Genomic DNA, 22030 nt, shown 5'->3' on the forward strand with positions numbered 1-22030 from the left:
TGAGCTCCCCAACTCCTAGCCGCGCAGTAGGTTCGCGTCGTCGACCGACACCGATCGCCGGGCCCGGAAGATCGTCATGATGATGGCCAGGCCGATCACCACCTCGCAGGCGGCGACCACCATCGTGAAGAACGCCACCATCTGGCCGTCGAGTGCCGAGTGCAGCCGGGCGAAGGTGACGAACGCCAGGTTGGCGGCGTTGAGCATCAGCTCGACGCACATGAACATCACCAAGGCGTTGCGCCGCAACATCACTCCGGTGGCGCCCAGGGTGAACAGCATGGCCGCCAGGTACAGGTAGTTCTCCGGATTCACTGGCCCGACTCCTCCCCGTTGCCGGTCGCATGCGCGGCGTTGCCGGTGGCGCCGACCCAGCGGTGCTGCAAGGTGTCCGACACCGACAGCTCCGAATAGGACCCGTCGGGCAACCGTGCGGCGATGTCGACGGCGTTGTGACGGGCGTAGACGCCCGGGGTCGGCAGCGGCGTCGCGCGCTGGCCCGTCTGGAAACGACGGATGGACAGCTCCCGCTGCGTCATCCGCGGTTGCAGTCGCTCCCGATGGGTCAGCACCATGGCCGCGACCACCGCGGTGATCAGCAGCGCACTGGTGAGCTCGAACGCCCACAGGTAACGGGTGAAGATCAGCGCCGCCAGCCCCTCGACGTTGCTCTGGCCCACCTCCGTCGAGCCGCCGGTCGCCGCGGTGGGCGTGCCGATCCGGCGCAGATGCATGGTGGCGCCGCCGATCCCGGCGATCAGCAGCACCCCGAAGCCGATACCGGCGAGCGTCGAAGCGATCCGTTGGCCGCGCAGGGTCTCCACCAGTGATTCGGCGGAGTCGACCCCGATCAGCATCATCACGAACAGGAACAGCATCATCACCGCGCCGGTGTAGACGACGATCTGCACCACCCCGAGGAACATCGCGTCCTGAACGAAATAGAAGACGGCCAAGGCGAGCATTGTCATCGCCAGGAACAGTGCCGAATACACGGCCTTGGCGGCGGTGACGACCCCGACCGCACCGATCAGTGCCAAAGCGCCCAGCGCCCAGAACGTCACCGCCTCCCCGGTGGAGGTGGCCACGACGATGTCGGCGGCAAGCAGTGTGGCGCCCATCAGGCCTTACCCTGCTTCTTGCGATCCAGCATGACGAACAGGTCGGGGTTCTCGTCGAGTCCGTCGGGGCCGACCCGGCCCAGGTAGTAGTCCTTGTCGGTGGCGCCGGCCGGCATCGGGTGCGGCGGTGCGGTCATCCCGGGCTCCAGCGGTGCCAGCAGCTGGTGGCGTTCCAGGATCAGGTCGGCGCGGTTGTCGGCGGCCATCTCGTAGTTGTTGGTCATGGTCAGCGCGCGGGTGGGGCAGGCCTCGATGCACAGTCCGCAGCCGATACAGCGCAGGTAGTTGATCTGGTAGACGCGGCCGTAGCGTTCGCCGGGGGAGAAGCGTTCGTCGTCGGTGTTGTCGGCGGCTTCCACATAGATGGCGTCGGCCGGACAGGCCCACGCGCACAGTTCGCAGCCGATGCACTTCTCCAGCCCGTCCGGGTGCCGGTTGAGCTGGTGGCGGCCGTGGTAGCGCGGCGCGGTCGGCTTCTTGTGCTCCGGGTAGCCGTCGTTGATCGGCCGTTTGAACATCGTCTTCCAGGTGACGCCGAAGCCGGCCAGAGCGTCTTTGAGCTTAGCCATTGACATCCTCCTTGACCCGCGGTGAATTGCGCTGCGGCAGCGGCGGTGTCGGGAATGACCCCCCGGGCGAGGTCAGTGCGACGATCGGCGGGGGCGCGTCGCGCCGGGCGTTCAGCGCGCTGAAGCGGCGATGTAGTGCCGCCAGCACCAGCAGCGTGGTGAGCGTGCTGACGGCTATCAACACGCCTTGCCAGTGCTGGTAGCCGTCATTGCGCAGGCTGCGCATCACCGCGGCGACCAATACCCAGACCAGCGCCACCGGGATCAGAATCTTCCAGCCCAGCGCCATGAACTGGTCGTAGCGCAGCCGGGGCAGGGTGGCACGCAGCCAGATGTAGATGAAGATGAAACCCCACACCTTGGCGGTGAACCACAGCAGCGGCCACCAGCCGGAGTTGGCGCCCGCCCACAGGTTGAGCGGGAACGGTGCATGCCAGCCACCGAAGAACAACGTGACGGCCAACGCCGAAACCGTTGTGACGTTGATGTATTCGGCCAGGAAGAACAGCGCGAACTTCAACGACGAGTACTCGGTGTGGAAGCCCCCGACGAGCTCGCCCTCGGCTTCGGGCAGATCGAACGGCGCCCGGTTGGTCTCACCGACCATCGCGGTCAGGTAGACCATGAACGACGGCAGCAGCAGGAACGCGAACCACATCCGGTCCTGGGCGGCCACGATGCCCGAGGTGGACATCGTGCCGGCGTAGAGGAACACCGAGGCGAACGCGAGCCCCATCGCGACCTCGTAGGAGATCACCTGGGCGGTCGAGCGGATGCCGCCCAGCAGCGGGTAGGCCGACCCGGACGACCAGCCGGCCAGGATGATCCCGTACACCCCGATCGACGACATGGCCAGGATGAACAGCACCGCGATCGGCAGGTCGGCCAGCTGCAAGGCGGTGCGATGACCGAAGATGCTGACCTCCGGGCCGAACGGAATCACCGCGAACGCGGTGATCGCCGGCACTGTCGAGATGACTGGGGCCATCAGGTAGATCGCCCGGTCGACGCCGACGGGGGTGATGTCCTCCTTGAGGGCCAGCTTGATGCCGTCGGCGAGGCTCTGCAGCCAGCCCTTCGGCCCGACCCGGTTGGGCCCGGGCCGCATCTGCATGCGCCCCAGCACCTTTCGTTCGATGACGATCGCAAACAGCACCGTCAACACCAGGAATCCGAAGACGCCCAGCACCTTGGCCAACATCAGCCACCAGGGATCGCTCATGGTCTGTGTCCAATCCGTACCACCGCACCGGGGCCGACCCCGAGGGTGCGGTGCACCGCTGAGTCAGCAGAGTTCATCGGCAACCACACCACTCGGTCCGGCATCTCGGTGATGACCAGCGGCAGGCTGATGTGTCCGCGTTCGGTGCTGACCGTGACCGGATCGCCCGCCGCAACACCGATCTCGGCGGCGGTCAGTGCCGACAGTCGCGCCACCGGCTTGCGGGCGGTGCCGGCCAGGTTCGGCTCGCCGGCCTGCAGTGCTCCGTTGTCCAGCAGCATGCGCCAGCCGGCCAGCACGGCTTCTCCGGAGTCCGGCTGCCCCGGACGGCCCGGCGCCGCGTCGGGGCCGGACACCCGCTCGCCATCCCAGGCGCCGAAGCGGGTCAGCTCATCGCGCGCTGCCGCCACGCTCGAAAGCCCCAGCACGACACCCATCTCCTCGGCGAGCGCGTCGAGTACCCGCAGATCCGACAGGGTGCCGCGCTCACCGAGAGCGACACCGAACCGGCGGGGCCGGCCCTCCCAGTTGAGATAGGTGCCGGACTTCTCCACCGCCGCCGCAACCGGCAGCACCACGTCGGCGCGTTCGGTGACCTCGCTGTGTCGCAATTCGAGGCTGACCAGGAAGCCGACTGCGTCGAGGGCGGCCAGCGCCGCAGCCGGGTCGGCCAGGTCGGCCGGGTCGACTCCACCGACCAGCAGTGCCCCCAATGTTCCGTCGGCGGCGGCCGTCAGGATGGCGTCGGTGTCACGCCCGGCCTGCGACGGTAGGTCGTCGGGCGCGGCCAGCCCCCAGGCCCGGGCGACCTCGGCCCGCGCGGACGTGTCGCTCAGCGGACGCCCGCCGGGCAGCAGGCCGGCGAGGGCGCCGCAATCCAGTGCGCCGCGCTCTCCGGCACGACGCGGCACCCAGGCCAGCCGTGCGCCGGTCGCCTCGGCCAGCCGAACCGCGGCGGTCAGTGCGCCGGGGGAGCCCGCCAACCGCTCGCCGACCAGGATCACCGCGCCGGGTTGGCGCAGCAGCTCGTTGAGCTCGGCGTGCTCGGAGCCTGCGCCGATGCCGTCCAGCGCAGCGGCTTCGTCGCCGGGAACGGTAGGCAGTACGGTGCCGAACATCTTGGTCAGCGCGCGGTCGGCAAATGGTGCGACGGCGAACACCTTGGTGTGCTTCTTGCGGGCGGCTTTGCGCAGCCGCAGGAAGACGATCGGGGACTCTTCCTCGGGCTCCAAGCCGACCAGCAGCACCACCGGGGCGGCTTCCAGGTCGGCGTAGCTGGTCTCGATGCCGCGTCCGGCCACCCGGGCGGCCAGGAACGCGGCTTCCTCTGCCGACTGGGTGCGGGCCCGGAAGTCGATGTCGTCGCTGCGCAGCGCCACGCGGGTGAACTTGGCGTAGCCGTAGGCGTCTTCGGCGGTCACCCGCCCACCGACCAGCACCCCGGTGCGTCCGCGTGCGGCGGCCAGGCCGTTCGCCGCGACCGCCAGCGCATGTGGCCACGAGGTGGGGACCAGGTTCCCCGCGTCGTCGCGCACCAGCGGTGTGCTGATCCGGTCGGGCTGGGTGGCGTAGGTGAACGCCCACCGCCCCTTGTCGCAGTTCCATTCCTCGTTGACGTCCGGGTCGTCGCCGGCCATCCGGCGCATCACCTTGCCGCGGCGGTGGTCGGTGCGCTGAGCGCAGCCGGACGCGCAGTGTTCGCAGACGCTGGGCGTGGACACCAGGTCGAACGGGCGCGCCCGGAACCGGTAGGAGGCGCCGGTGAGCGCTCCCACCGGGCAGATCTGCACGGTGTTGCCGGAGAAGTAGGAGTCAAACGGCGTCTCGGCATAGATGCCGACCTGCTGCAGGGCGCCGCGGTCCATCATCTCGATGAACTTGTCGCCGGCGATCTCGTCGGAGAACCGGGTGCAGCGCGCGCACAGGATGCAGCGTTCTCGGTCCAGCAGTACCTGGGAGGAGATGTTGATCGGCTTGGGGTAGGTCCGCTTGGCCTCTTCGAAGCGGGTCTCGGTGCGGCCGTGGGTCATCGCCTGGTTCTGCAGCGGGCATTCACCGCCCTTGTCGCAGGTCGGGCAGTCCAGCGGGTGGTTGATCAGCAGCAGTTCCATCACCAGGTGCTGAGCCCGATCGGCTTCGGCGGAGGTGTGCTGGGTACGGACCACCATGCCGTCGGCGGCGGCGACCGCGCAGGAGGGCTGCGGCTTGCGCTGGCCCTCCACCTCGACCATGCACTGCCGGCACCAGGCGACCGGGTCCAGCAGCGGGTGGTCGCAGAACCGCGGGATCTCGATGCCGAGCTGCTCGGCGGCCCGAATAATCAAGGTGCCCTTGGGAACTGTGATCTGCCGGTCGTCGATGGTCACCGTCACCGACTCCTGGCCATTGGCCTGAGAGGGTTGAGTCACGCCACACCGCCGTGAGTTCCGTTGGGCACGAACATGCTCGCTTTCGGGTCGAACGGGCAGCCCCCGTCAAGATGGGCGATGTATTCGTCGCGGAAGTACTCGATCGACGACTTCACCGGCATCGCCGCACCATCGCCCAAGGCGCAGAAGGATTTTCCGAACAGCACGTCGGCGATGTCGAGCAAGGTGTCGAGGTCTTCGGGGGTGCCGCGGCCGGTCTCGAGTCGTTCGTAGATCGGGACCAGCCAATAGGTTCCCTCGCGACACGGTGTGCACTTGCCGCAAGACTCGTGTTTGTAGAACTCCGACCACCGCTGGGCTGCGCGCACCACGCAGGTGGTTTCATCGAAGATCTGTAATGCCTTGGTGCCCAACATCGACCCGGCCGACGCCATACCCTCGTAGTCCAGCGGGATGTCGAGGTGTTCTTCGGTCAGCAGCGGGGTCGACGACCCGCCCGGCGTCCAGAACTTCAACCGGTGCCCGTCGCGGATCCCGCCGGCGTAACCGAGCAGTTCGCGCAGCGTGATGCCCAGCGGGGCCTCGTATTGTCCGGGCCGGTTCACGTGCCCGGACAGCGAGTACAGGGTGAAGCCACGGGACTTCTCGGTGCCCATCGACCGGAACCACTCCACCCCGTTGCGCAGGATCGATGGCACGCTGGCGATGGATTCGACGTTGTTGACCACGGTGGGCGAGGCGTAGAGCCCGGCCACCGCCGGGAACGGCGGCCGCAGTCGCGGCTGGCCCCGGTAGCCTTCCAACGAATCGATCAGCGCGGTCTCCTCGCCGCAGATGTAGGCGCCCGCCCCGGCGTGCACCGTGATGTCCAGGTCGAAGCCGCTGCCGTCGATGTCGGTGCCCAGCAGCCCGGCCGCGTAGGCCTCGGCGACCGCAGTCTGCAACCGCCGCACCACCGGCACCACCTCGCCGCGCACGTAGATGAAGGCCTGGTGCGCCCGGATCGCGTAGCAGCAGATGATCATCCCCTCGATGAGCACGTGCGGCGTGGCCATGAGCAGCGGCATGTCCTTGCAGGTGCCGGGTTCGGACTCGTCGGCGTTGACCAGCAGGTAATGCGGCTTGGCCGCGGCGCCTTGGTCGCCTTGCGGGACGAACGACCACTTGGTTCCGGTGGAGAACCCGGCGCCGCCCCGGCCCCGCAGCCCGGAGTCCTTGACCAGGTCGATGACCTCATCGGGCGTCATCGCCAACGCCTTGCGCATGCCGGCGTAGCCGTCGTGGCGGCGGTAGGTCGCAAGCGTCCACGACTCGGGTTCGTCCCAGTAACTGCTCAACACCGGCGTCAGCGGTGTGCCCCCGGCAAGTGTCATTGGCCGCCCCCACTGCCGCTGGTGCCGGGCTCCGGCGGGGTCATCCCGTGGTCGCGGGCGATCTGCAGGCCGGCCAGGGTCGCCGCGCCCGCACCGCCCTGGCCGTCATCGGCGCGTTCGTCGGGGAACCCGGCGAGAATCCGTTCGGTCTCGGCGAAGCTGCACAACGGCATCCCACGGGTGGGTCGCACTTGCTGGCCGTCTCGCAGCCCGTCGACGAGGTCGCGCGCCGATTCCGGGGTCTGGTTGTCGAAGAACTCCCAGTTGACCATCACCACCGGCGCGTAGTCGCACGCGGCGTTGCACTCGATGTGCTGCAGGGTGATCGCCCCGTCGGAGGTGGTCTGGTCATTGTCGACGCCCAGGTGTTGCTTGAGGCATGCGTAGATGGCGTCGCCGCCCATCACCGCGCACAGGGTGTTGGTGCAGACGCCGACCAGGTATTTGCCGGTCGGGTCACGCCGGTACATCGAGTAGAAGGACGCCACCCCGGCAACGTCGGCGCCGGTCATGCCGAGCGTGTCGGCGACGAACGCCAGGCCGGCCGGGGTGACGTAGGAGTCCTCGGCCTGCACCAGATGCAGCAGCGGCAGGATCGCCGACCGCGGCTGCGGGTAGCGGGCGATGATCTCCTTGGCGTCGGCTTCCAGCCGGGCCCGCACCTCGTCGGAGTAGGCGTGCGGCGCATCGGGATGGTTGAACTGATTGGGTTCCTCCGGTGGCCGGCCCAACTGCAGGAAGACCCGCTTGCCGTCGGTTCCGGCGGTTGCCGGCATCAGCCGGCCGCGCCCCGTTTTGTTGTTCTGACCGTTCGTCTGGCTCACCGGTCCACCCCGCCCATGACGGGGTCGATGCTGGCGACCGCGGCGATCACGTCGGCGATCAGCCCGCCCTCGCTCATGGCGGCGACGGCCTGCAGGTTGGTGAACGACGGGTCCCGGTAGTGCACCCGGTAGGGCCGGGTGCCGCCGTCTGAGACCATGTGCACCCCGAGCTCGCCGCGGGGCGACTCGACCGAGACGAACACCTGGCCCGGCGGCACCCACAGGTCCTCGGTGACCCGCTTGAAATGGTGGATCAGCCCCTCCATCGAGTGACCCATGATCCAGCCGATATGTTCCTTGGAGTTGCCCTGCCCATCCGGGCCCACCGTCAGGTCACCCGGCCAGGCGATCTTGCGGTCCTCGATCATGACCGGGCCGGGCCGCAACTTATCCAGACATTGTTCGACGATTTTCAGTGACTCCTTGATCTCCGCGATGCGGATCAGGTAGCGGCCGTAGGCATCACAGCCGTCATCGGTGATCACATCGAATTCGTAGTCCTGGTAGCCGCAATACGGTTCTTCCCGGCGGACGTCATAGGGCAGGCCGGTGGACCGCAGGACGGGACCGGTGATGCCCAGCGCCATGCATCCGGTCAGATCCAGGTAGCCCACGCCCTTGGTGCGGGCCTTCCAGATGTAGTTCTCGGTGAGCAGGTCTTCGATGTCCTTGAGCCGCTTGGGCATCAGGTCGAGGAAGTCGCGGATCTGGGGGATCACCTCGTTGGGCAGATCCACCGATACGCCGCCGGGACGGATGTATTGGTGGTTCATCCGCAGACCGGTGATCGCCTCGAAGATGTCGAGCACCAGCTCGCGTTCCCGGAAGCCGAACAGCATCACCGACAGCGCGCCGAGTTCCATGCCGCCGGTGGCCAACGCGACCAGGTGCGAGGAGATCCGGTTGAGTTCCATCATCAAGACCCGGATGACGCTGGCGCGTTCGGGGATCTCATCGGTGATACCGAGCAGCTTCTCCACGCCGAGGCAGTAGGCGACCTCGTTGAAGAACGGCGACAGGTAGTCCATTCGAGTCACGAACGTGACGCCCTGTGTCCAATAGCGGGCCTCCAGGTTCTTCTCGATGCCGGTGTGCAGATAGCCGATGCCGCAACGGGCTTCGGTCACCGTCTCGCCGTCGAGTTCGAGAATCAGCCGCAGTACGCCGTGGGTCGACGGGTGCTGGGGCCCCATGTTGACGACGATGCGTTCGCCGGGGTCGGCGGCCTTGGCCGCTTCGACCACCTGGTCCCATTCCTGCCCGCCGACGTTCAGGACGGTGCGAGGCGTCTCAGTGCTCATTACTTGTAGGCCCTCCGCTGGTCTGGCGGCGGTATCTGCGCGCCCTTGTATTCGACCGGGATACCGCCCAACGGGTAGTCCTTGCGCTGCGGGTGGCCGTGCCAGTCGTCGGGCATCTCGATCCGGGTCAGCGAGGGGTGCCCGTCGAAGATGATCCCGAAGAAGTCGTAGGTCTCCCGCTCGTGCCAATCAGTCGTGGGATAGATCCCGTACAGCGAAGGAATATGCGGATCCGCATCCGGCGCAGCGACTTCCAGCCGGAGCCGGCGGCCATGGGTGATGGACCGCAGTGGGTAGACCGCGTGCAGCTCGCGGTCGGTGTCGGCGGGGTAGTGCACGCCGGAGACCCCCAGGCTCAGCTCGAAGCGCAGGGCCGGTTCGTCGCGCAGCAGCTGGGCGACCGCGGGCAGCTGCGCCCGGTGGACATACAGGGTGAGCTCGCCGCGGTAGACCACCACTTTCTCTACGGCGTCGGCGAATTCGATGCCTGCGCGTTGCAGCGCCGCGGTGAGGGTGTCCACGAGTTCGTCGAAGTATCCGCCGTAGGGCCGTGGAGTTTCACCGGGCAGCGCGGCCTCGGTCACCAGGCGTCCGTAGCCGGAGGTGTCGCCGGAGCCCGTCGCGCCGAACAGGCCGCGGCGGACCCTGATCACGTCGTCGGAGTCGCCCCGGTCGCCACCGTCGACAGTGCCCTGACTCACCGCAGCAACCCCCTCATCTGCCAGGTGGACGGGGCCGACAGGGCCGCCTCTTCGGTCGCGGTGATCACCTGCTCCCGGTTGGCGCCCAACGGCATCTCGCGAATCTTCTCGTGCAGCTTGAGGATTGCGTACATCAGCATCTCCGGCCGGGGCGGGCAGCCGGGCAGATAAATGTCAACGGGAACGACATGATCGACCCCCTGCACGATGGCGTAGTTGTTGAACATCCCGCCCGACGACGCGCACACGCCCATCGACAGCACCCACTTGGGCTCGACCATCTGGTCGTAGATCTGCCGCAGCACCGGCGCCATCTTCTGGCTGACCCGACCCGCCACGATCATCAGGTCGGCCTGGCGCGGCGACGCCCGGAACACCTCCATCCCGAACCGGGAGATGTCGTAATCCGGCGCCATCGACGACATCATCTCGATCGCGCAACAGGCCAGCCCGAAGGTCGCCGGCCACAGCGAGCCTTTGCGGAAATACCCGGCGAGGTTCTCCACGGTGGACAGCAGGAGACCACTCGGCAGCTGTTCTTCTAATCCCATTGTTTAGGCCCGCCTACTCCACTCAATCCCAGTTCAGGCCGCCGCGCCGCCAGACGTAGGCGTAGGCGACGAAGACGACGGCGGCGAACAGCACCATTTCGATGAGGGCGAACACCCCGAGGCCGTCGAAGGCGACCGCCCAGGGGTAGAGGAAAACGATTTCGATGTCGAAAACGATGAACAGCATCGCGGTCAGGTAATACTTCACCGGGAACCGCTGACCGGGCGGGGCGTGCGGCCCGCTCACCGGCTGGTCGGTGGGTTCGATACCGCACTCGTAGGCTTCCAGCTTCGACCGGTTATAGCGCGAGGGGCCGACCAGCGAGGCTATGACCACGGAAAATACCGCGAAACCGGCGGCGAGCGCGGCGAGCACCAGGATCGGCATATACAGGTTCATGCTCAGTGACGTAGTTCCCTTCCGGGCGTCGATGTGAGTTCAGGCACAGCCTAGCCCGCGTCAACCGGGAGGTCGGGAAGAATCCGAAATTGACGGCAACTGTGACCGGCGTCACGCGCTGCAGCGGTCAACGGCCACAGCGTAATTCGCTTCTGAGGGCGCCCTAACCCGGCGGTTCAGCGAGGCTCGACGGAGGAGAGGTGAAGCTGGGGCCGCCGCGCTAACTGGGTGTCGGCGTGCGCAGCAGACCCAGCACCGCGCGGCTCAGGGCCATGGGGTCCAGCGGGTGTGCCAGCGCGGCGTCGGCATGCGACCATTTCGCCAGCCAGACGTCGTCGGCGCGGCCGGTCAGGACCACGATCGGCGGGCAGGGCGTGATCTCGTCCTTGAGCTGTTTGCAGATGCCCATCCCGCCGGCCGGAGTGGCCTCCCCGTCCAGGATGGCGAGGTCGATTCCGCCGGCGTCCATCTGCCGGATCACCACCGGTTCCGTCGCGACCTCGACATAACTCAGCTCCGGCAGATCCGGGTGCAGGTGCGTGCCCAACGCGGTCATGACCCGGGCGCGGGTCGCGGCGTCGTCACTGTAGACCAGGATCCGCAGCGCCTGGAGGGCAGACGTGGAAGACGTGGAGTCAGACACGGTGCAGATGCTACTGCCCGGGTGGCGCCCACAGAGCAGCTTTGGCGGACGACCGTCGAAGTGACTGTCGCGCAGTGACTCTAACCCTCAGCGGTCGTATCCGGGGTGGTCGATCGCCAGCCGGTGCCGCACCAGGGCATACAGGCAATCGGTGAGCGCATCGGGCCGGTCGTCGAACTCACCGGCCCGGATGGCGGCGGCCAGCGCTGCTTCGTCGGCGAAACCCAATCCGGCCAGCGCCTGGGCCGCGGCGCCACTCGCGGCGTCGCGTAACTCCCGTTCGACGATGCGCAGCGCGTTGGCGGCCACCCGGGCGTGGAAGTTGACCTGGCCTTCGGTGGCAGCGCGGATATCGGTGTCGAGGAACTCGGCGACCGCGGCGACGAGCTCGGCGGCGGTGGGCCGACGGCCCCCGGCGGTCACGGCCAGACCCCGTCGAGCAGGCGCAGCAGATCCCACTCCGTCTCGCTGACCCGCCGGCCGATGGTCGCCAGCTCCACCGAGCGCGCCTGCCCGCTCAGATGCCGCTCGGCCTGGTACCGGCAGATGATTCCCCACCGCAGGGTGCCCAGCAGTAGCCACCACTCGAACCGCCGGCGGTCGACCACCGTACCGGCGGCCCCCTCGTAGGCGGCCAGCAACGCCTCGATCGCCCCGAGTCCGCCGGCGGCGCGGTCGGCCGGCGCACCGAACCGCCACGCCCGCAGGCAGAACCAGGCCAGGTCCTCGCAGCCGTCGCCGAGGTGCACCAGCTCCCAGTCCAGCACGGCCGCCAGCCCGGTGTCGTCGACGATCAGGTTGCCCATCCGGAAGTCGCCATGCACCAGCTGCGGCCGCACCGCCGGGGGGCGGTGGGCGGCCAGCCAGCGAAACGCCCACTCGAAGGTTGCGGTGGTGTCGTGCATCGCGTCCAGCTGGAGGCGGCAGGCGGTGAGCTGGTCGTCAGCGCTGAGCGCGATGCCTGCCGGGTCGGCCCGGTGGATGGCGGCCAGGGCCTGCGCGCATTGGTGCAGCAGGACCTCGCGTCCGGTGTCGTCGAGCCGGCGATCGATGCGCCGCACCACCGTTTCGCCCGGGATCGCATCGCAGATCAGGAATGGATTTCCCAGTGCCTCAGCAGAATTGTCGGCGATCAGGACGGTCGGTACCGGGGCGCCGGCGTCGCGGGCGGCGCGCTGTGCGTGCGCTTCCAACTCCATGCTGGCATGCAGCTCATCGGGCGGCCCGGTGCGCAGGATCAAGGCGCGAGGCCCCGCTGCTTCCCCGGTCTTCACGACGGCGTCAAATGCCCAGGTTGTCCTGCTGGCGCCGCCGGTCAGGGCCCGCAGGCCCTCGACGGCGACCGGACCCAGCACCGGCGCCAGCACCCGGGCCAGCCGGGCCGACAGTTGCTCGGTCTTCACCACTGCCTCCTGTTCGCCTCATGCGTGGAGTGTGCTGTTTGGTACGCGACACGCCGGGTGTCGCGTACCAAACCGCACCCTGGGCAGGAGCGACGGCTCATCGCCGGCGGTCGAATCCGAACAGTCGCTGCGCGACCCGGCGGATCTGGATCTCCTCGGCGCCCTCGGTGATCCGGTAGCGGCGGTGGTGCCGGTAGATGTGCTCGAACGGCTCGTGGCGGGTGTAGCCGATCCCGCCGAAGGTCTGGATGGCCTGGTCGGCGGCGTCGCACACCAGCCGGTTGGCGCGGTAGTTGGCCATCGACACCTTGTCGGAGACCTCCAGGTGATGGTCGCGGTCCAGATGCCAGGCCGCGTAGTACACCAGCAGTCGCACCATCTGGGCCTCGGTGGCCAGCTCGGCCAACGGCCACTGCACGGCCTGGTTGACCGACAGCGGCTTGCCGAAGACCACCCGTTGGGTGGCATATTCGGCGGCCCGGTCGATGCAGTACTGCGCGGCACCCAGGCTGGAGGCCGCTTGGCGGATCCGGTTCTCGTGCAGGAAGGTCTGGGCCACCTCCAGGCCGTGGTCCACCTCGCCGAGTATTGCGTCGTCGGGTACCCGGACGTCGGTGAGCTCGACCTCGCCGTGATCGGTGGGCATATTGAACGTCCACCAGTAGAACGGCACATTGAAGCCCGGTGTGTCGGTGGGCACCAGGAACGCGGTGATGCCGCGCGCCGAGCCGGGGTCACCGGACGTGCGCGCGAAGACCAAGTCGTGGGTGGCTCGATGTACCCCGGTGTTGAACCGCTTGGCGCCGTTGATCACCCAGCCACCGTCGGCGGGTTCGGCGCGGGTTTCCATCCAGGTCGCATCCGAGCCGTGCGCCGGTTCGGTGAGGCCGAACGCCATTGACCGCTCACCGGTGATGAGGGCTTGCGACCACACCCGGCGCTGCTCGTCGGTGCCGAACCGCTCCATCATGATCACCTGCGGGAAGTTCCCGACGATCGACGACTCGTCCTGGAGGTCGTTGTGCAGGCCGAGTCCCTTGTGTGCCAGATGTTCCCGGATCACCGCCATGTCGAGGTTGGTTCCGTCGCGACCACCCAGCGACGACGGCAGCCCGTAGCGCAGCCAGCCCGCCGCGTCGGCTCGCCGGCGCATCTCGGCGAGCAACTCCTCCCAGTCCCGGTTCGGGACACCGCCGTTGCTGACGTCGGTGCGGGCGAACTCCCGGCGGTGGTCGAAGTACTGCATGTTCTCGGCCTGCAGCGGGGCGATCTCGCGCTCGATGAAGTCGTCCATCTCGGCCAGTAGCGCCGGAAGATGTTCGGGCAGTGTGAAATCCATGGCACATCCTTTGTCGGTGGTCAGCAGCCGTACAGGGTCTTCCTCCAGATCGTCGACAACGTCGCGACGGCGTCATGATCGCTGATTCGCCAGCCCGGTCCGGACGGGCCGACGAAGACGACGGTGAAGTTCTCGAACAGCAGCGCGATCGCCGCCGCGATGTGGTCGGGATCGAGGTCGAGGCCGTGGCCCTGCTGCTGGGCGCGCCGAACCGAGGCGGCGACGATCTCCATGCCGAACCGGCGGAATTCGTTTTGCAGGGCGGCGAATCGCTGGTTGGTGGCCGCGAGCTGCGCGACGGCGATCATGACGCCGATGTTCTGTTTGAACATGCTCCAGTAACCGCTGACCACCGACGTGAAGAACTCGGTGTCCTGCGGGGAGTGCGGCAGTCGCATTTTCAGCCTGGAGGGTTCGACCACGTCGGACAGAAACGACTCGGCCAGCGCGGCAAGCAGGTCTTCTTTGTCCTGGAAATACCGGTACAGCACGGCCGGGGACTTGCCGGCCGCCGACGTGATATCGGCCAGCGTGGTGCCGTGAAAGCCGCGTTCGGCGAACAGTTCCCGAGCGGCCTGCTCGATCGCCTGCCGGGTTTGGCGGCCTTTTGAGCTGAGCTCACGCTGGTTGGACATCGGGACGTTCAGTGCCGTTTCCGGTCACCGGCGGCCAGCAGCGCACTGGGCAGTCGGTGTCCGACGACCGAACTGGCCACGCCGGCGGCGGCGATGGCGGCCTGCAGGTCGATGCCGGTGTCGATACCGCAGTCGCCGAGCAGGTAGACGAGATCCTCGGTGGCAATGTTGCCGGTGGCGCCGGGCGCGAACGGGCACCCTCCCAGGCCGCCCGCGGAGGCGTCCAGGCGGGTCACGCCGCAGCCGACCGCGGCATAGGCGCAGGCCAGCCCGGCGCCGCGGGTGTTGTGGAAGTGCGCCCCCAGCGGCAAGTCCCCGATGATCGGGCGCACGGCCGCGATCAGGTCGGTGACCCGCGCCGGCGTGGTGGTGCCGATGGTGTCGGCGATCGCCAGCCGGTCCACCCCGAACGCGCTCGCCGATCCAGCGATATCGGTGACGCGGCCGGGCGGTGTTGGACCGTCGAACGGGCAGTCCCATGCGGTGGCGATGATGACCTCGACGGACCCGCCGGCGTCATGGGCGATCCCGGCGATATCGGGGATCGCGGCAACGGCCTCCGCGGTCGGCCGTCCGACGTTGGCAGAGCTGAACGAATCCGAGGCGCACACCACGTATTCGATCGAGGTCAGGCCCGCGGCCACTGCCCGGGCGGCGCCACCGGGGCTGGCGACCAGCGCGGAGAATTCCAGGGCGGGGTAGCGCCACAGTTCGGCGGCGAGTTCGGCGGCGTCGGCCAGCGCGGGAACCTTGGTGGGGGAGACGAACGAGGTCACCTCGACTTCGCGCACGCCGGTGGCGGCGATCGCGTCCAGCAGTTCGAGCTTGGCGCGCAACGGGATCGGTTGTTCGATCTGCAGCCCGTCGCGCAACGCCACCTCGCGGATCGAGACCTGGCCGGGAATCACAGCACCCCCTCGGCGCGAAGCTCGTCCAGTTCGGCTTCGGTCTTGCCGAGCAGCCCGGCGTAGACCTCGGAGTTGTGTTGGCCCGGCCGGGCCGACCCGGCGTTGCGGATCGCGCCCGGGGTGTCCGAGAGCATCGGGATGATCCCGGGGCCCAACACGGCGCGTTCGGCGCCTTCGTCCCAGTGCTCGACGAGCATGCCGCGGGCCCGCAGCTGCGGATCACCGACCACTTCGGCGACGGTGTTGATCGGTCCGGCGATCACACCGGCGTCGTTGAGCGTGGCGATGATGTCGTCGGGCTTTCGCTGCACGGCCCATTCGCCGATGATGGCGTCCAGCTCGTCCTGGTTGCGCCCGCGCGCAACGTGGTCGGCGAACCGCGGGTCGGTCGCCAGCCCGGGGGAGCCCATGGCCTGACACAGCCGGGCGAACACACTGTCCTGGTTGGCGGCGATCACCACCCAGCTGCCGTCGCCGGCCTGGTAGATATTCGACGGGGCGATGCCTTCCAGCCGGGTTCCCGAGGGCCCGCGTATCACGCCGCCGACGTCGTAGTCCGGGATAGTGGATTCCTGGATGGCCAAGCAGGATTCGGTCAGCGCGACGTCGACGACCTGGCCCTCGCCGGTGACGGTGCGCCGGTACAGCGCGGCCAGCGCGCCCTGCGCGGCGAACATGCCGGCCAGGCTGTCGCCGAGGGAGAGCGCCAGCCGTGGTGGTGGTCCACCCGGGAAGCCGTTCATGTGCCGCAGCCCGCTGGCCGCCTCGGCGACCGAGGCGTACCCCGCCTTGTGGGCGTCCGGCCCGGTCTGTCCGTAGCCGGAGACCCGCACCAAGATGATGCCGTTGTTGCGTTGCCGCAGCACGTCGAAGCCCAGACCCCAGCGTTCCAGCGTGCCGGGGCGGAAATTCTCCACGACGATGTCGGCGTTCTCGATCAGCTCCAAAAACAGCTCGCGCCCGCGGTCGGTGCGCAGGTCCAGCGTGACGGCCTTTTTGTTACGGGCGTGCACAGTCCAGAAGAAGTGGTGGCCGTCGACCTCGGCCTGGCCCCAGGTGCGCAGCGGATCGGGTCTGCCGGGCAGCTCGATTTTGATGACCTCGGCGCCCATGTCGCCGAGCAGGCGCCCGGCGAACGGCCCGGAGATCAGCGTGCCGAGCTCGATGACGCGGATGCCGTCCAGCGCACCGACGGGAGTTGGAGTCATACCGACGAGCCTACGAAGTCGTGTCGATCCAGCCAATCGGTGACGATGCCCACGGCCTCCCGCAGCGCACCACGCTGATCCGGGCCGGCGTAATAGTGGTTGGCGCCAGGGATTTCATGGATCTCCTTGTCAGGATGCCCGAGCGCCTCGAAGAGCCGGCGGGTGTGGCTGGGGGTACAGGCGTCATCGGCCATGTTGCCGATCACCAGGGCGGGAACCGCGATGTCGTTGCCGCAGTCCAGCCCGTCACCGTGGGCGTCGTCATAGCTCCATTGCGAGAGCCAGCTGCGCAGCGTGCAGAACCGCGCGAGGCCGACCGGGCTCATGTTCACCACCTGCGGATCCCCCAGATAGCAGCTGCCCGGGGTGCGGTCGTTGGGGTCGACGGTGGGGTCCAGCCAACGCGGGTCGGCCATGGTGCCGTGCACCACGAACGCGAACTCGTCGTCGGGGCGCCCGGCGGCCTTGAGCTCGGCCAGCTTCGTCTTGACCCAGGCGGTGATTCGGCGGTTGCGGTCGATCTGGGCGGCGCGGTAGCGGTCCAGGAACTCTTCGGTGTACGGCGGCTGGTTGGGGTTGTCCGGGTTGTAGAGGTCCAGCTCCGGGTCGCGCTTGGTCGGATCGGACTCGTCGAGGATCGAGGCGTCCAACCATTCGGTCATCGTGCCGTGCCGGCTGATGTGCGCCGCGAGCAGCATGATGCCGTCGGCGGGGATCAGCCCGAGTTTGGTCAGGTCGGGGCCGTCGCCGGACGGGCTGGCCGTCACCGTCGGATGCTGTGCCTGCTGCTGGTAGAACAGCGACAGCGAACCACCCCCGCTCCAGCCGGCCAGCACCACCTTCGAATAGCCGAGCCGATTCTTGGCGTCGGAGATGCATTGCCCGAGGTCTTCGACCACCTTCTCCATCAGCAGGGCGGAGTCGGTGCCGCGGAATCGGCTGTTGCAGTAGATGACGTGGTGACCGGCGCGGGCCAGTGCGTTGACCATCGGCAGGTAGGCTCCGCCGCCGATCGGGTGCATGAAGATCAGCACCGTGTCGCTCGGCGCATCCTTGGGCCGCAGCAGATAGCTTTCCAGCACCACCAGCTCGGCGACGCCGCCATAGACATCGCGAACACCGGAATTGTTCTGGTAGGCAATGAGATAGGGGATACGGTCGTAGTCGTGCTTGGCGGTCATGCGTGCTGTCCTAGGTCGTGGGCGAGAACTTCCGGTGACGGGGTGAGCCGGCGGCGGGTGTCGATGGCGACCACCTGCCAGTCCACGCGCTGGTAGTCGTCGAACTTGCGCCGGGCTCGTTCACGGGCTTTCTCCGGGGCGCCGTGGTGCACGCCTTGCGGTGCGTGACTGATCAGCCCCGGCGGCATCGGAATCCCGTAGAGCGATCCGCCGTGGAAGAACGCGATCTCGTCGTAGTCGACGTTGCGGTGATACCACGGGGTGCGCTCGGTGCCGGGCGCTCCTTCGGCGGGCTTGGGCAGAAAGTTCATCACGTACACGCCGGTGGCCTGCATGAACAGGTGCACCGTCGGGGGCAGGTGCACGCTGTCGGAGGTGATGACGTTGTAGTCGGCGATGTTGAAGGTGAAGGCGAAATTGTCGCCGCGCCAACCTTCGACATCGATCGGATTATGTTGGTAGTACAGCGTTGTCGGCCCACCGTCGTGGATCAGCCTGACCTCGTACTCCTCTCGTCCGTCGTCGTCGATGGGAGCCGGTTCCGGGATTACCGCCTGCGATGGGTCGAAGGGGAAGTGCCGGCCCAGCGGTCCGGGTGGCGGCACCCGGAATTCGTCGGTGGCCTCAATGAGTAGCAGTGTCGTTTCGGCGGCGGGCAACTGCCGCCAGGTGGCCGCCTTGGGCAGATACACCCAGTCGCCCTCGCGGTAGTCCAGCGGACCGAATTCCGTTTCCAGCCGCCCGGCACCGGCGTGCACGAAGCACAGCAGGTCACCGTCGACGTAGCGGACATGAAACGGCATCTCGGCGGAGCGCCGGGACAGCGAGATGCGGCAGTCGGCGTTACTGAACAGCAGCAGTGGGCCGCCGGCGGCATCGGTGGCGTCGCTGGGTTCCAGGTGCGCGGCCAGTACATCGATGGGCCGCAGCGGGCCCTCGGCGCGGTAGGCGGTCGGGTCGTGGCGCCGGTACATGTTGGCGGTGCGGCCGGTGAAGCCCCCGCGGCCCAGCTCGTCGTCCTTGAGCCCGTCGAGGTCGGCGTGCAGACGGCGCGGTGTGGTGCCTTTGCGCAGGTGAACGAAGGATTCCATCGGCGGCCCCCGGGGAGAACGTGCAGCAGACATGGCGCAGAACTAAAAGTGACTTTACTTTTCGTTTCCGTCAGCGGCAAGGGTCTGCGCGACCACAGCGGTCGCCGCGGCAACCGGGGCCTTCGGGCGTCGCGGTGTTGCCGGGACCGGGATCGGCGAGATCTGCCAGCGAGCGGGTGTCACGCAGGGCGCTTTCTCGTCGCACTTTCCGGAGGGCGAGCAACAGCTCGTGCTGGACGTCGTGCGGCGCCAATCGTGCGGACGTGGCCGGGCCCTTCACGCAATTGACTGCCGTCGAAGGGCAGTCGCCCGGACAGACGGTGGCAGCGGCGGGTGAGGCTTTCCAGTACTGGGCCGGCGAACATTGCGGCCGTGACGGCGCAACATCGAAGGATCTCGCCGTAGAACGCCCCCGAATCCCAAAGGAACCGGGGGCGTTCGAGGTGTGGCGGAGCTATTTCAGCTCGGCCGACGACAGGCCCAGCAGTCGCCGCGCCACCACCAGCTGCTGAATCTGCTGGGTGCCTTCGAAGATGTCGAGGATCTTCGAGTCGCGGCCCCACTTCTCCAGCAGGGTCTGCTCCGAATAGCCGGTGGTGCCGGCCAGTTCGACGGTCTTGAGGGTGACGTCGGTGGCCATCCGGCCGGCCTTGGCCTTGCCCATCGATGCCTCTTTGGAGTTGGGGATGTTGTTGTCGGCCTGCCATGCCGAGCGCAGCGTCAGCAGGTACGCCGACTCCCAGTCCGCCTCCATCCGCAGGAACTCGGCGGCCGGCGCGCTTTGGGCGTGGGCCGGTTTGTCGTAGGAGATCTCCACGCCGGCGTCGGTGAGGATCGTGCGCAACTCCTCCAGGGCCGCGCGGGCGACACCGATCGCCATCGCCGCGACGATTGGCCGGGTGTTGTCGAAGGTCTCCATGACCCCGGAGAAGCTCTTCTCGGTGTTGATCTCGGGGCTGCCCAGCAGGTTGTCCTTGGGGATCCGGGCGTTGTCGAACCGGATCACCGCGGTGTCGGAGGCCTTGATGCCCAGCTTGTGCTCCAGGCGTTCGACGATGACGCCGGGGTGCTCCCGCGGCACGATGAACGATTTGATCGCCGCACGGCCCAGGGACTTGTCCAGCGTGGCCCACACCACGATGTGGGTGGCCCGCGAGCCGGCGGTGACGAAGATCTTCTCGCCGTTGATCACGTACTCGTCGCCGTCCAGCGTGGCCGTCGTGCTCACCGCGGCCGAGTCGGACCCGAAGCTCGGCTCGGTGATGGCCATCGCCGCCCACACCTTGCCCAGCCGCTGCAGCTGTTCATCGGTGGCCACTCCCGAGATCGCCGCGTTGCCCAATCCCTGATAGGGCACCGACAGCATCAAAGCGACGTCGCCCCAGCTCATTTCGAGGACCTGCAACAGCGCGGCCATGTTGGCGCCGTTGCGGTTGCCCTCTTTGCCCTCGGCCTCGCGGAAGGCCTCGGCTCCGGCCAGCGCGTTGCCGCCGGCCTTCGACACCCCGTCGAACAGGGTCTCCAGCGTGTCGAGTTCGACCGGGTAGGCGTGCTCGCGCTGGTCGTATTTGCGTGAGATCGGGCGCAGCATCTCGGCGGCGCCGGCGTGTGTCATCTCGACGACGTGCTGCAGTTTCTTCGGGAGTTCCAGATTGATTGCCATGTCAGGTCTTTCAGGTCGGTATCGGGAAGAAAGGTTGAATGACCGCTAGATCACTACGATGCCCTCGGCCACGCCGATGGCCCGCAGGTCGCGGTACCAGCGTTCGACCGGGTGTTCCTTGACGTAGCCGTGGCCCCCGAGCAGCTGTACGCCGTCCAGGCCGATCTGCATGCCCTTGTCGGTGGCGATCCGCTTGGCCAACGCGGCCTCGCGGATGAACGGTAAGCCCTGCTCGGCGCGAGCCGCCCCGCGCCAGGTCATCAGGCGCAGACCGTCGAGCTCGATGGCGATGTTGGCGCACATGAACGCCACCGACTGCCGGTTGGCGATCGGCTCGCCGAAGGCGTGACGCTCCTTGATGTAGGGCATCACATAGTCGAGCACCGCGTGGCTGGTGCCGACCGCCAACGACGCCCAGCCCAGGCGCGCGAGCGCGATCGCCTCGGAGTAGTCCGTGTCGGTTGCGGCGTCCTCGCCGAGGCGGGCGGTCAGCGGTACCGACACCTTGTTCAGCTCGATCTGGCCCAGCGCCGCGGCGCGGACGCCCATGCTGGGGTCGGCCTTGACGGTCAGGCCCGGCGCCGAGGACTCCACGATGAACAGCGCCGGCTTGCCGTTGAGCTGGGCGGCCACGATGAACAGCTCCGCGCTTGCCGCTGCCGGCACCAGGGACTTGACGCCGTCGAGCCGGTAGCCGCTGGGGGTGCGCACCGCGGTGGTCTTCAGGTTGGTGGGGTCGAACAGCGGCTGCGGCTCGGCGATGGCCACGCACGCCTGCGGGACGTTCTCACCGGCGAATTCCGGCAGGTAGGTGGCTTGCTGGTCGGCGCTGCCCCAGTGCGTCAATGCCGCGGCCACCCCGCCCGGCGCCAGGATCGGCAGCGCCAAGCCCATGTCGCCGTAGGCCAGTGCCTCGCCGACCAGCACATTGGTGATCGCGGAGCGGTGTGCGGCGATCCCGTCGAAGTCCTCCGGGATGTTGATAGCGGTGATCCCCAGTTCGGCGGCCTTACCGATCAATTCGTGCGGGTAGTCGGCGGCCTCGTCGGCGTCGTGGGCGGCCGGGCGCAGAATCTCCGACGCGAACTCCTCGACCGTCTCGACGATCATCTGCTGCTCGTCGTCGGGGGTCAGATCGAAATAGTCTTTGCCGCTCGCCTTGAGCCGGGTGGGAGCCTTGCCCAGGGTCTGGACCCGCTTGAACTCGCGGGAGGTCGCCCCGGCCACCGAGAAGACCGTCTTCACCCCGTAGTTCAAGGTCCGGTTGAGCGGGTTGCGCAGGTTGTGCCGGTCCAAAAACTCCCGGCTGACCAGCGGGGTGACCAGCGCCAGGGCGTTGGCGATCGGGGTGCGCTTCGGCTTCTCCAGCCCGATCGCACTCGAGCGGCCGGACCGCTTGTTCTTGGAATCGCGGGCCACGGATGCAGTGTCAGTCATGTCAGAGCCTCACTGAAAAGGGAAGTATCGGTGAGACCACCTTACTCCGAAGTAAGGTGACTCGACAGTAAGGTGTGACGAAGTCGTCAGC

The 22030-nt window shown here is 67.8% G+C and carries 22 protein-coding genes and 1 pseudogene; 1 reads left to right on the plus strand and 22 read right to left on the minus strand.

Features of this window, described 5'->3' with window-relative positions; genetic code table 11:
- Window positions 1-15: 15 nt before the first annotated feature.
- The 20 genes from nuoK to AC5Y4Q_RS04910 all read right to left on the minus strand — a co-directional run bounded on the left by nuoK (window position 16) and on the right by AC5Y4Q_RS04910 (window position 18839).
- Window positions 16-315 (minus strand): NADH-quinone oxidoreductase subunit NuoK, encoded by a 300-nt coding sequence (gene nuoK, locus AC5Y4Q_RS04815; RefSeq protein WP_064922226.1) that lies wholly within the window; start codon window positions 313-315, stop codon window positions 16-18.
- Window positions 312-1121: an NADH-quinone oxidoreductase subunit J gene (locus tag AC5Y4Q_RS04820; protein ID WP_064922227.1), complete on the minus strand. Its 810-nt coding sequence runs from the start codon at window positions 1119-1121 to the stop codon at window positions 312-314. The genes nuoK and AC5Y4Q_RS04820 overlap by 4 nt, the downstream gene beginning before the upstream one ends.
- On the minus strand, window positions 1121-1696 hold the full coding sequence (nuoI, locus tag AC5Y4Q_RS04825; RefSeq protein ID WP_499958188.1) for an NADH-quinone oxidoreductase subunit NuoI: 576 nt from the start codon (window positions 1694-1696) through the stop codon (window positions 1121-1123). The genes AC5Y4Q_RS04820 and nuoI overlap by 1 nt, the downstream gene beginning before the upstream one ends.
- Window positions 1683-2912, minus strand: a complete 1230-nt coding sequence (gene nuoH / locus AC5Y4Q_RS04830) for an NADH-quinone oxidoreductase subunit NuoH (protein WP_064922229.1) — start codon at window positions 2910-2912, stop codon at window positions 1683-1685. The genes nuoI and nuoH overlap by 14 nt, the downstream gene beginning before the upstream one ends.
- On the minus strand, window positions 2909-5320 hold the full coding sequence (locus AC5Y4Q_RS04835) for an NADH-quinone oxidoreductase subunit G (protein ID WP_499958190.1): 2412 nt from the start codon (window positions 5318-5320) through the stop codon (window positions 2909-2911). Before AC5Y4Q_RS04835 ends, nuoH begins: the two co-directional genes overlap by 4 nt.
- Complete coding sequence (gene nuoF / locus AC5Y4Q_RS04840; RefSeq protein WP_064922231.1) at window positions 5317-6654, minus strand: NADH-quinone oxidoreductase subunit NuoF; 1338 nt, start codon at window positions 6652-6654, stop codon at window positions 5317-5319. Before nuoF ends, AC5Y4Q_RS04835 begins: the two co-directional genes overlap by 4 nt.
- Complete coding sequence (gene nuoE, locus AC5Y4Q_RS04845; protein ID WP_499958306.1) at window positions 6651-7430, minus strand: NADH-quinone oxidoreductase subunit NuoE; 780 nt, start codon at window positions 7428-7430, stop codon at window positions 6651-6653. The genes nuoF and nuoE overlap by 4 nt, the downstream gene beginning before the upstream one ends.
- 44 nt (window positions 7431-7474) lie before the next feature.
- A complete protein-coding gene (gene nuoD, locus AC5Y4Q_RS04850) occupies window positions 7475-8779 on the minus strand; it encodes an NADH dehydrogenase (quinone) subunit D (RefSeq protein WP_125225444.1) in 1305 nt (434 codons plus the stop codon).
- A complete protein-coding gene (locus AC5Y4Q_RS04855; RefSeq protein ID WP_125225443.1) occupies window positions 8779-9480 on the minus strand; it encodes an NADH-quinone oxidoreductase subunit C in 702 nt (233 codons plus the stop codon). The genes nuoD and AC5Y4Q_RS04855 overlap by 1 nt, the downstream gene beginning before the upstream one ends.
- Window positions 9477-10031, minus strand: coding sequence for a NuoB/complex I 20 kDa subunit family protein (locus tag AC5Y4Q_RS04860; protein WP_064922234.1), 555 nt, complete (start codon window positions 10029-10031; stop codon window positions 9477-9479). The genes AC5Y4Q_RS04855 and AC5Y4Q_RS04860 overlap by 4 nt, the downstream gene beginning before the upstream one ends.
- Before the next feature lie 22 nt (window positions 10032-10053).
- Window positions 10054-10431 carry an NADH-quinone oxidoreductase subunit A gene (locus tag AC5Y4Q_RS04865; protein ID WP_064922235.1) on the minus strand — a complete coding sequence of 126 codons (378 nt, stop codon included), beginning with the start codon at window positions 10429-10431 and terminating at the stop codon, window positions 10054-10056.
- Window positions 10432-10651: 220 nt separating this feature from the next.
- Window positions 10652-11074 carry an Rv3143 family two-component system response regulator gene (locus AC5Y4Q_RS04870; protein WP_064922236.1) on the minus strand — a complete coding sequence of 141 codons (423 nt, stop codon included), beginning with the start codon at window positions 11072-11074 and terminating at the stop codon, window positions 10652-10654.
- A gap of 87 nt (window positions 11075-11161) precedes the next feature.
- Window positions 11162-11497 carry a DUF6285 domain-containing protein gene (locus AC5Y4Q_RS04875; protein ID WP_499958194.1) on the minus strand — a complete coding sequence of 112 codons (336 nt, stop codon included), beginning with the start codon at window positions 11495-11497 and terminating at the stop codon, window positions 11162-11164.
- Window positions 11494-12462 carry a phosphotransferase family protein gene (locus tag AC5Y4Q_RS04880; RefSeq protein ID WP_499958308.1) on the minus strand — a complete coding sequence of 323 codons (969 nt, stop codon included), beginning with the start codon at window positions 12460-12462 and terminating at the stop codon, window positions 11494-11496. The genes AC5Y4Q_RS04875 and AC5Y4Q_RS04880 overlap by 4 nt, the downstream gene beginning before the upstream one ends.
- 112 nt (window positions 12463-12574) lie before the next feature.
- Window positions 12575-13816 carry an acyl-CoA dehydrogenase family protein gene (locus AC5Y4Q_RS04885; RefSeq protein WP_064922238.1) on the minus strand — a complete coding sequence of 414 codons (1242 nt, stop codon included), beginning with the start codon at window positions 13814-13816 and terminating at the stop codon, window positions 12575-12577.
- Window positions 13817-13836: 20 nt separating this feature from the next.
- Entirely contained in the window at window positions 13837-14451 is a 615-nt protein-coding gene (locus AC5Y4Q_RS04890; protein ID WP_499958197.1) for a TetR/AcrR family transcriptional regulator, read from the minus strand.
- Window positions 14452-14459: 8 nt separating this feature from the next.
- Entirely contained in the window at window positions 14460-15359 is a 900-nt protein-coding gene (locus AC5Y4Q_RS04895) for a hydroxymethylglutaryl-CoA lyase (RefSeq protein WP_499958199.1), read from the minus strand.
- Complete coding sequence (locus tag AC5Y4Q_RS04900) at window positions 15356-16567, minus strand: CaiB/BaiF CoA transferase family protein (RefSeq protein ID WP_499958201.1); 1212 nt, start codon at window positions 16565-16567, stop codon at window positions 15356-15358. Before AC5Y4Q_RS04900 ends, AC5Y4Q_RS04895 begins: the two co-directional genes overlap by 4 nt.
- Complete coding sequence (locus tag AC5Y4Q_RS04905; RefSeq protein WP_499958203.1) at window positions 16564-17748, minus strand: alpha/beta hydrolase family protein; 1185 nt, start codon at window positions 17746-17748, stop codon at window positions 16564-16566. Before AC5Y4Q_RS04905 ends, AC5Y4Q_RS04900 begins: the two co-directional genes overlap by 4 nt.
- Complete coding sequence (locus AC5Y4Q_RS04910; protein WP_499958205.1) at window positions 17745-18839, minus strand: homogentisate 1,2-dioxygenase; 1095 nt, start codon at window positions 18837-18839, stop codon at window positions 17745-17747. The genes AC5Y4Q_RS04905 and AC5Y4Q_RS04910 overlap by 4 nt, the downstream gene beginning before the upstream one ends.
- 115 nt (window positions 18840-18954) lie before the next feature.
- On the opposite strand from AC5Y4Q_RS04910, the pseudogene AC5Y4Q_RS04915 reads away from it, so the two are divergent.
- Window positions 18955-19176, plus strand: a pseudogene (locus tag AC5Y4Q_RS04915) (TetR family transcriptional regulator); the annotation flags it as partial.
- Between the two features lie 117 nt (window positions 19177-19293).
- Here the strand turns inward: AC5Y4Q_RS04915 and AC5Y4Q_RS04920 are convergent.
- Together AC5Y4Q_RS04920 and AC5Y4Q_RS04925 are read right to left on the minus strand one after the other, a co-directional pair.
- Window positions 19294-20502 carry an acyl-CoA dehydrogenase family protein gene (locus AC5Y4Q_RS04920; RefSeq protein ID WP_125225441.1) on the minus strand — a complete coding sequence of 403 codons (1209 nt, stop codon included), beginning with the start codon at window positions 20500-20502 and terminating at the stop codon, window positions 19294-19296.
- Between the two features lie 45 nt (window positions 20503-20547).
- The gene (locus AC5Y4Q_RS04925; protein WP_064922245.1) at window positions 20548-21939 is read right to left on the minus strand and encodes an acyl-CoA dehydrogenase family protein; all 1392 of its coding nucleotides are present in this window, start codon (window positions 21937-21939) and stop codon (window positions 20548-20550) included.
- Window positions 21940-22030: the final 91 nt, after the last annotated feature.

Source organism: Mycobacterium sp. NGS16 (genome assembly GCF_059813225.1).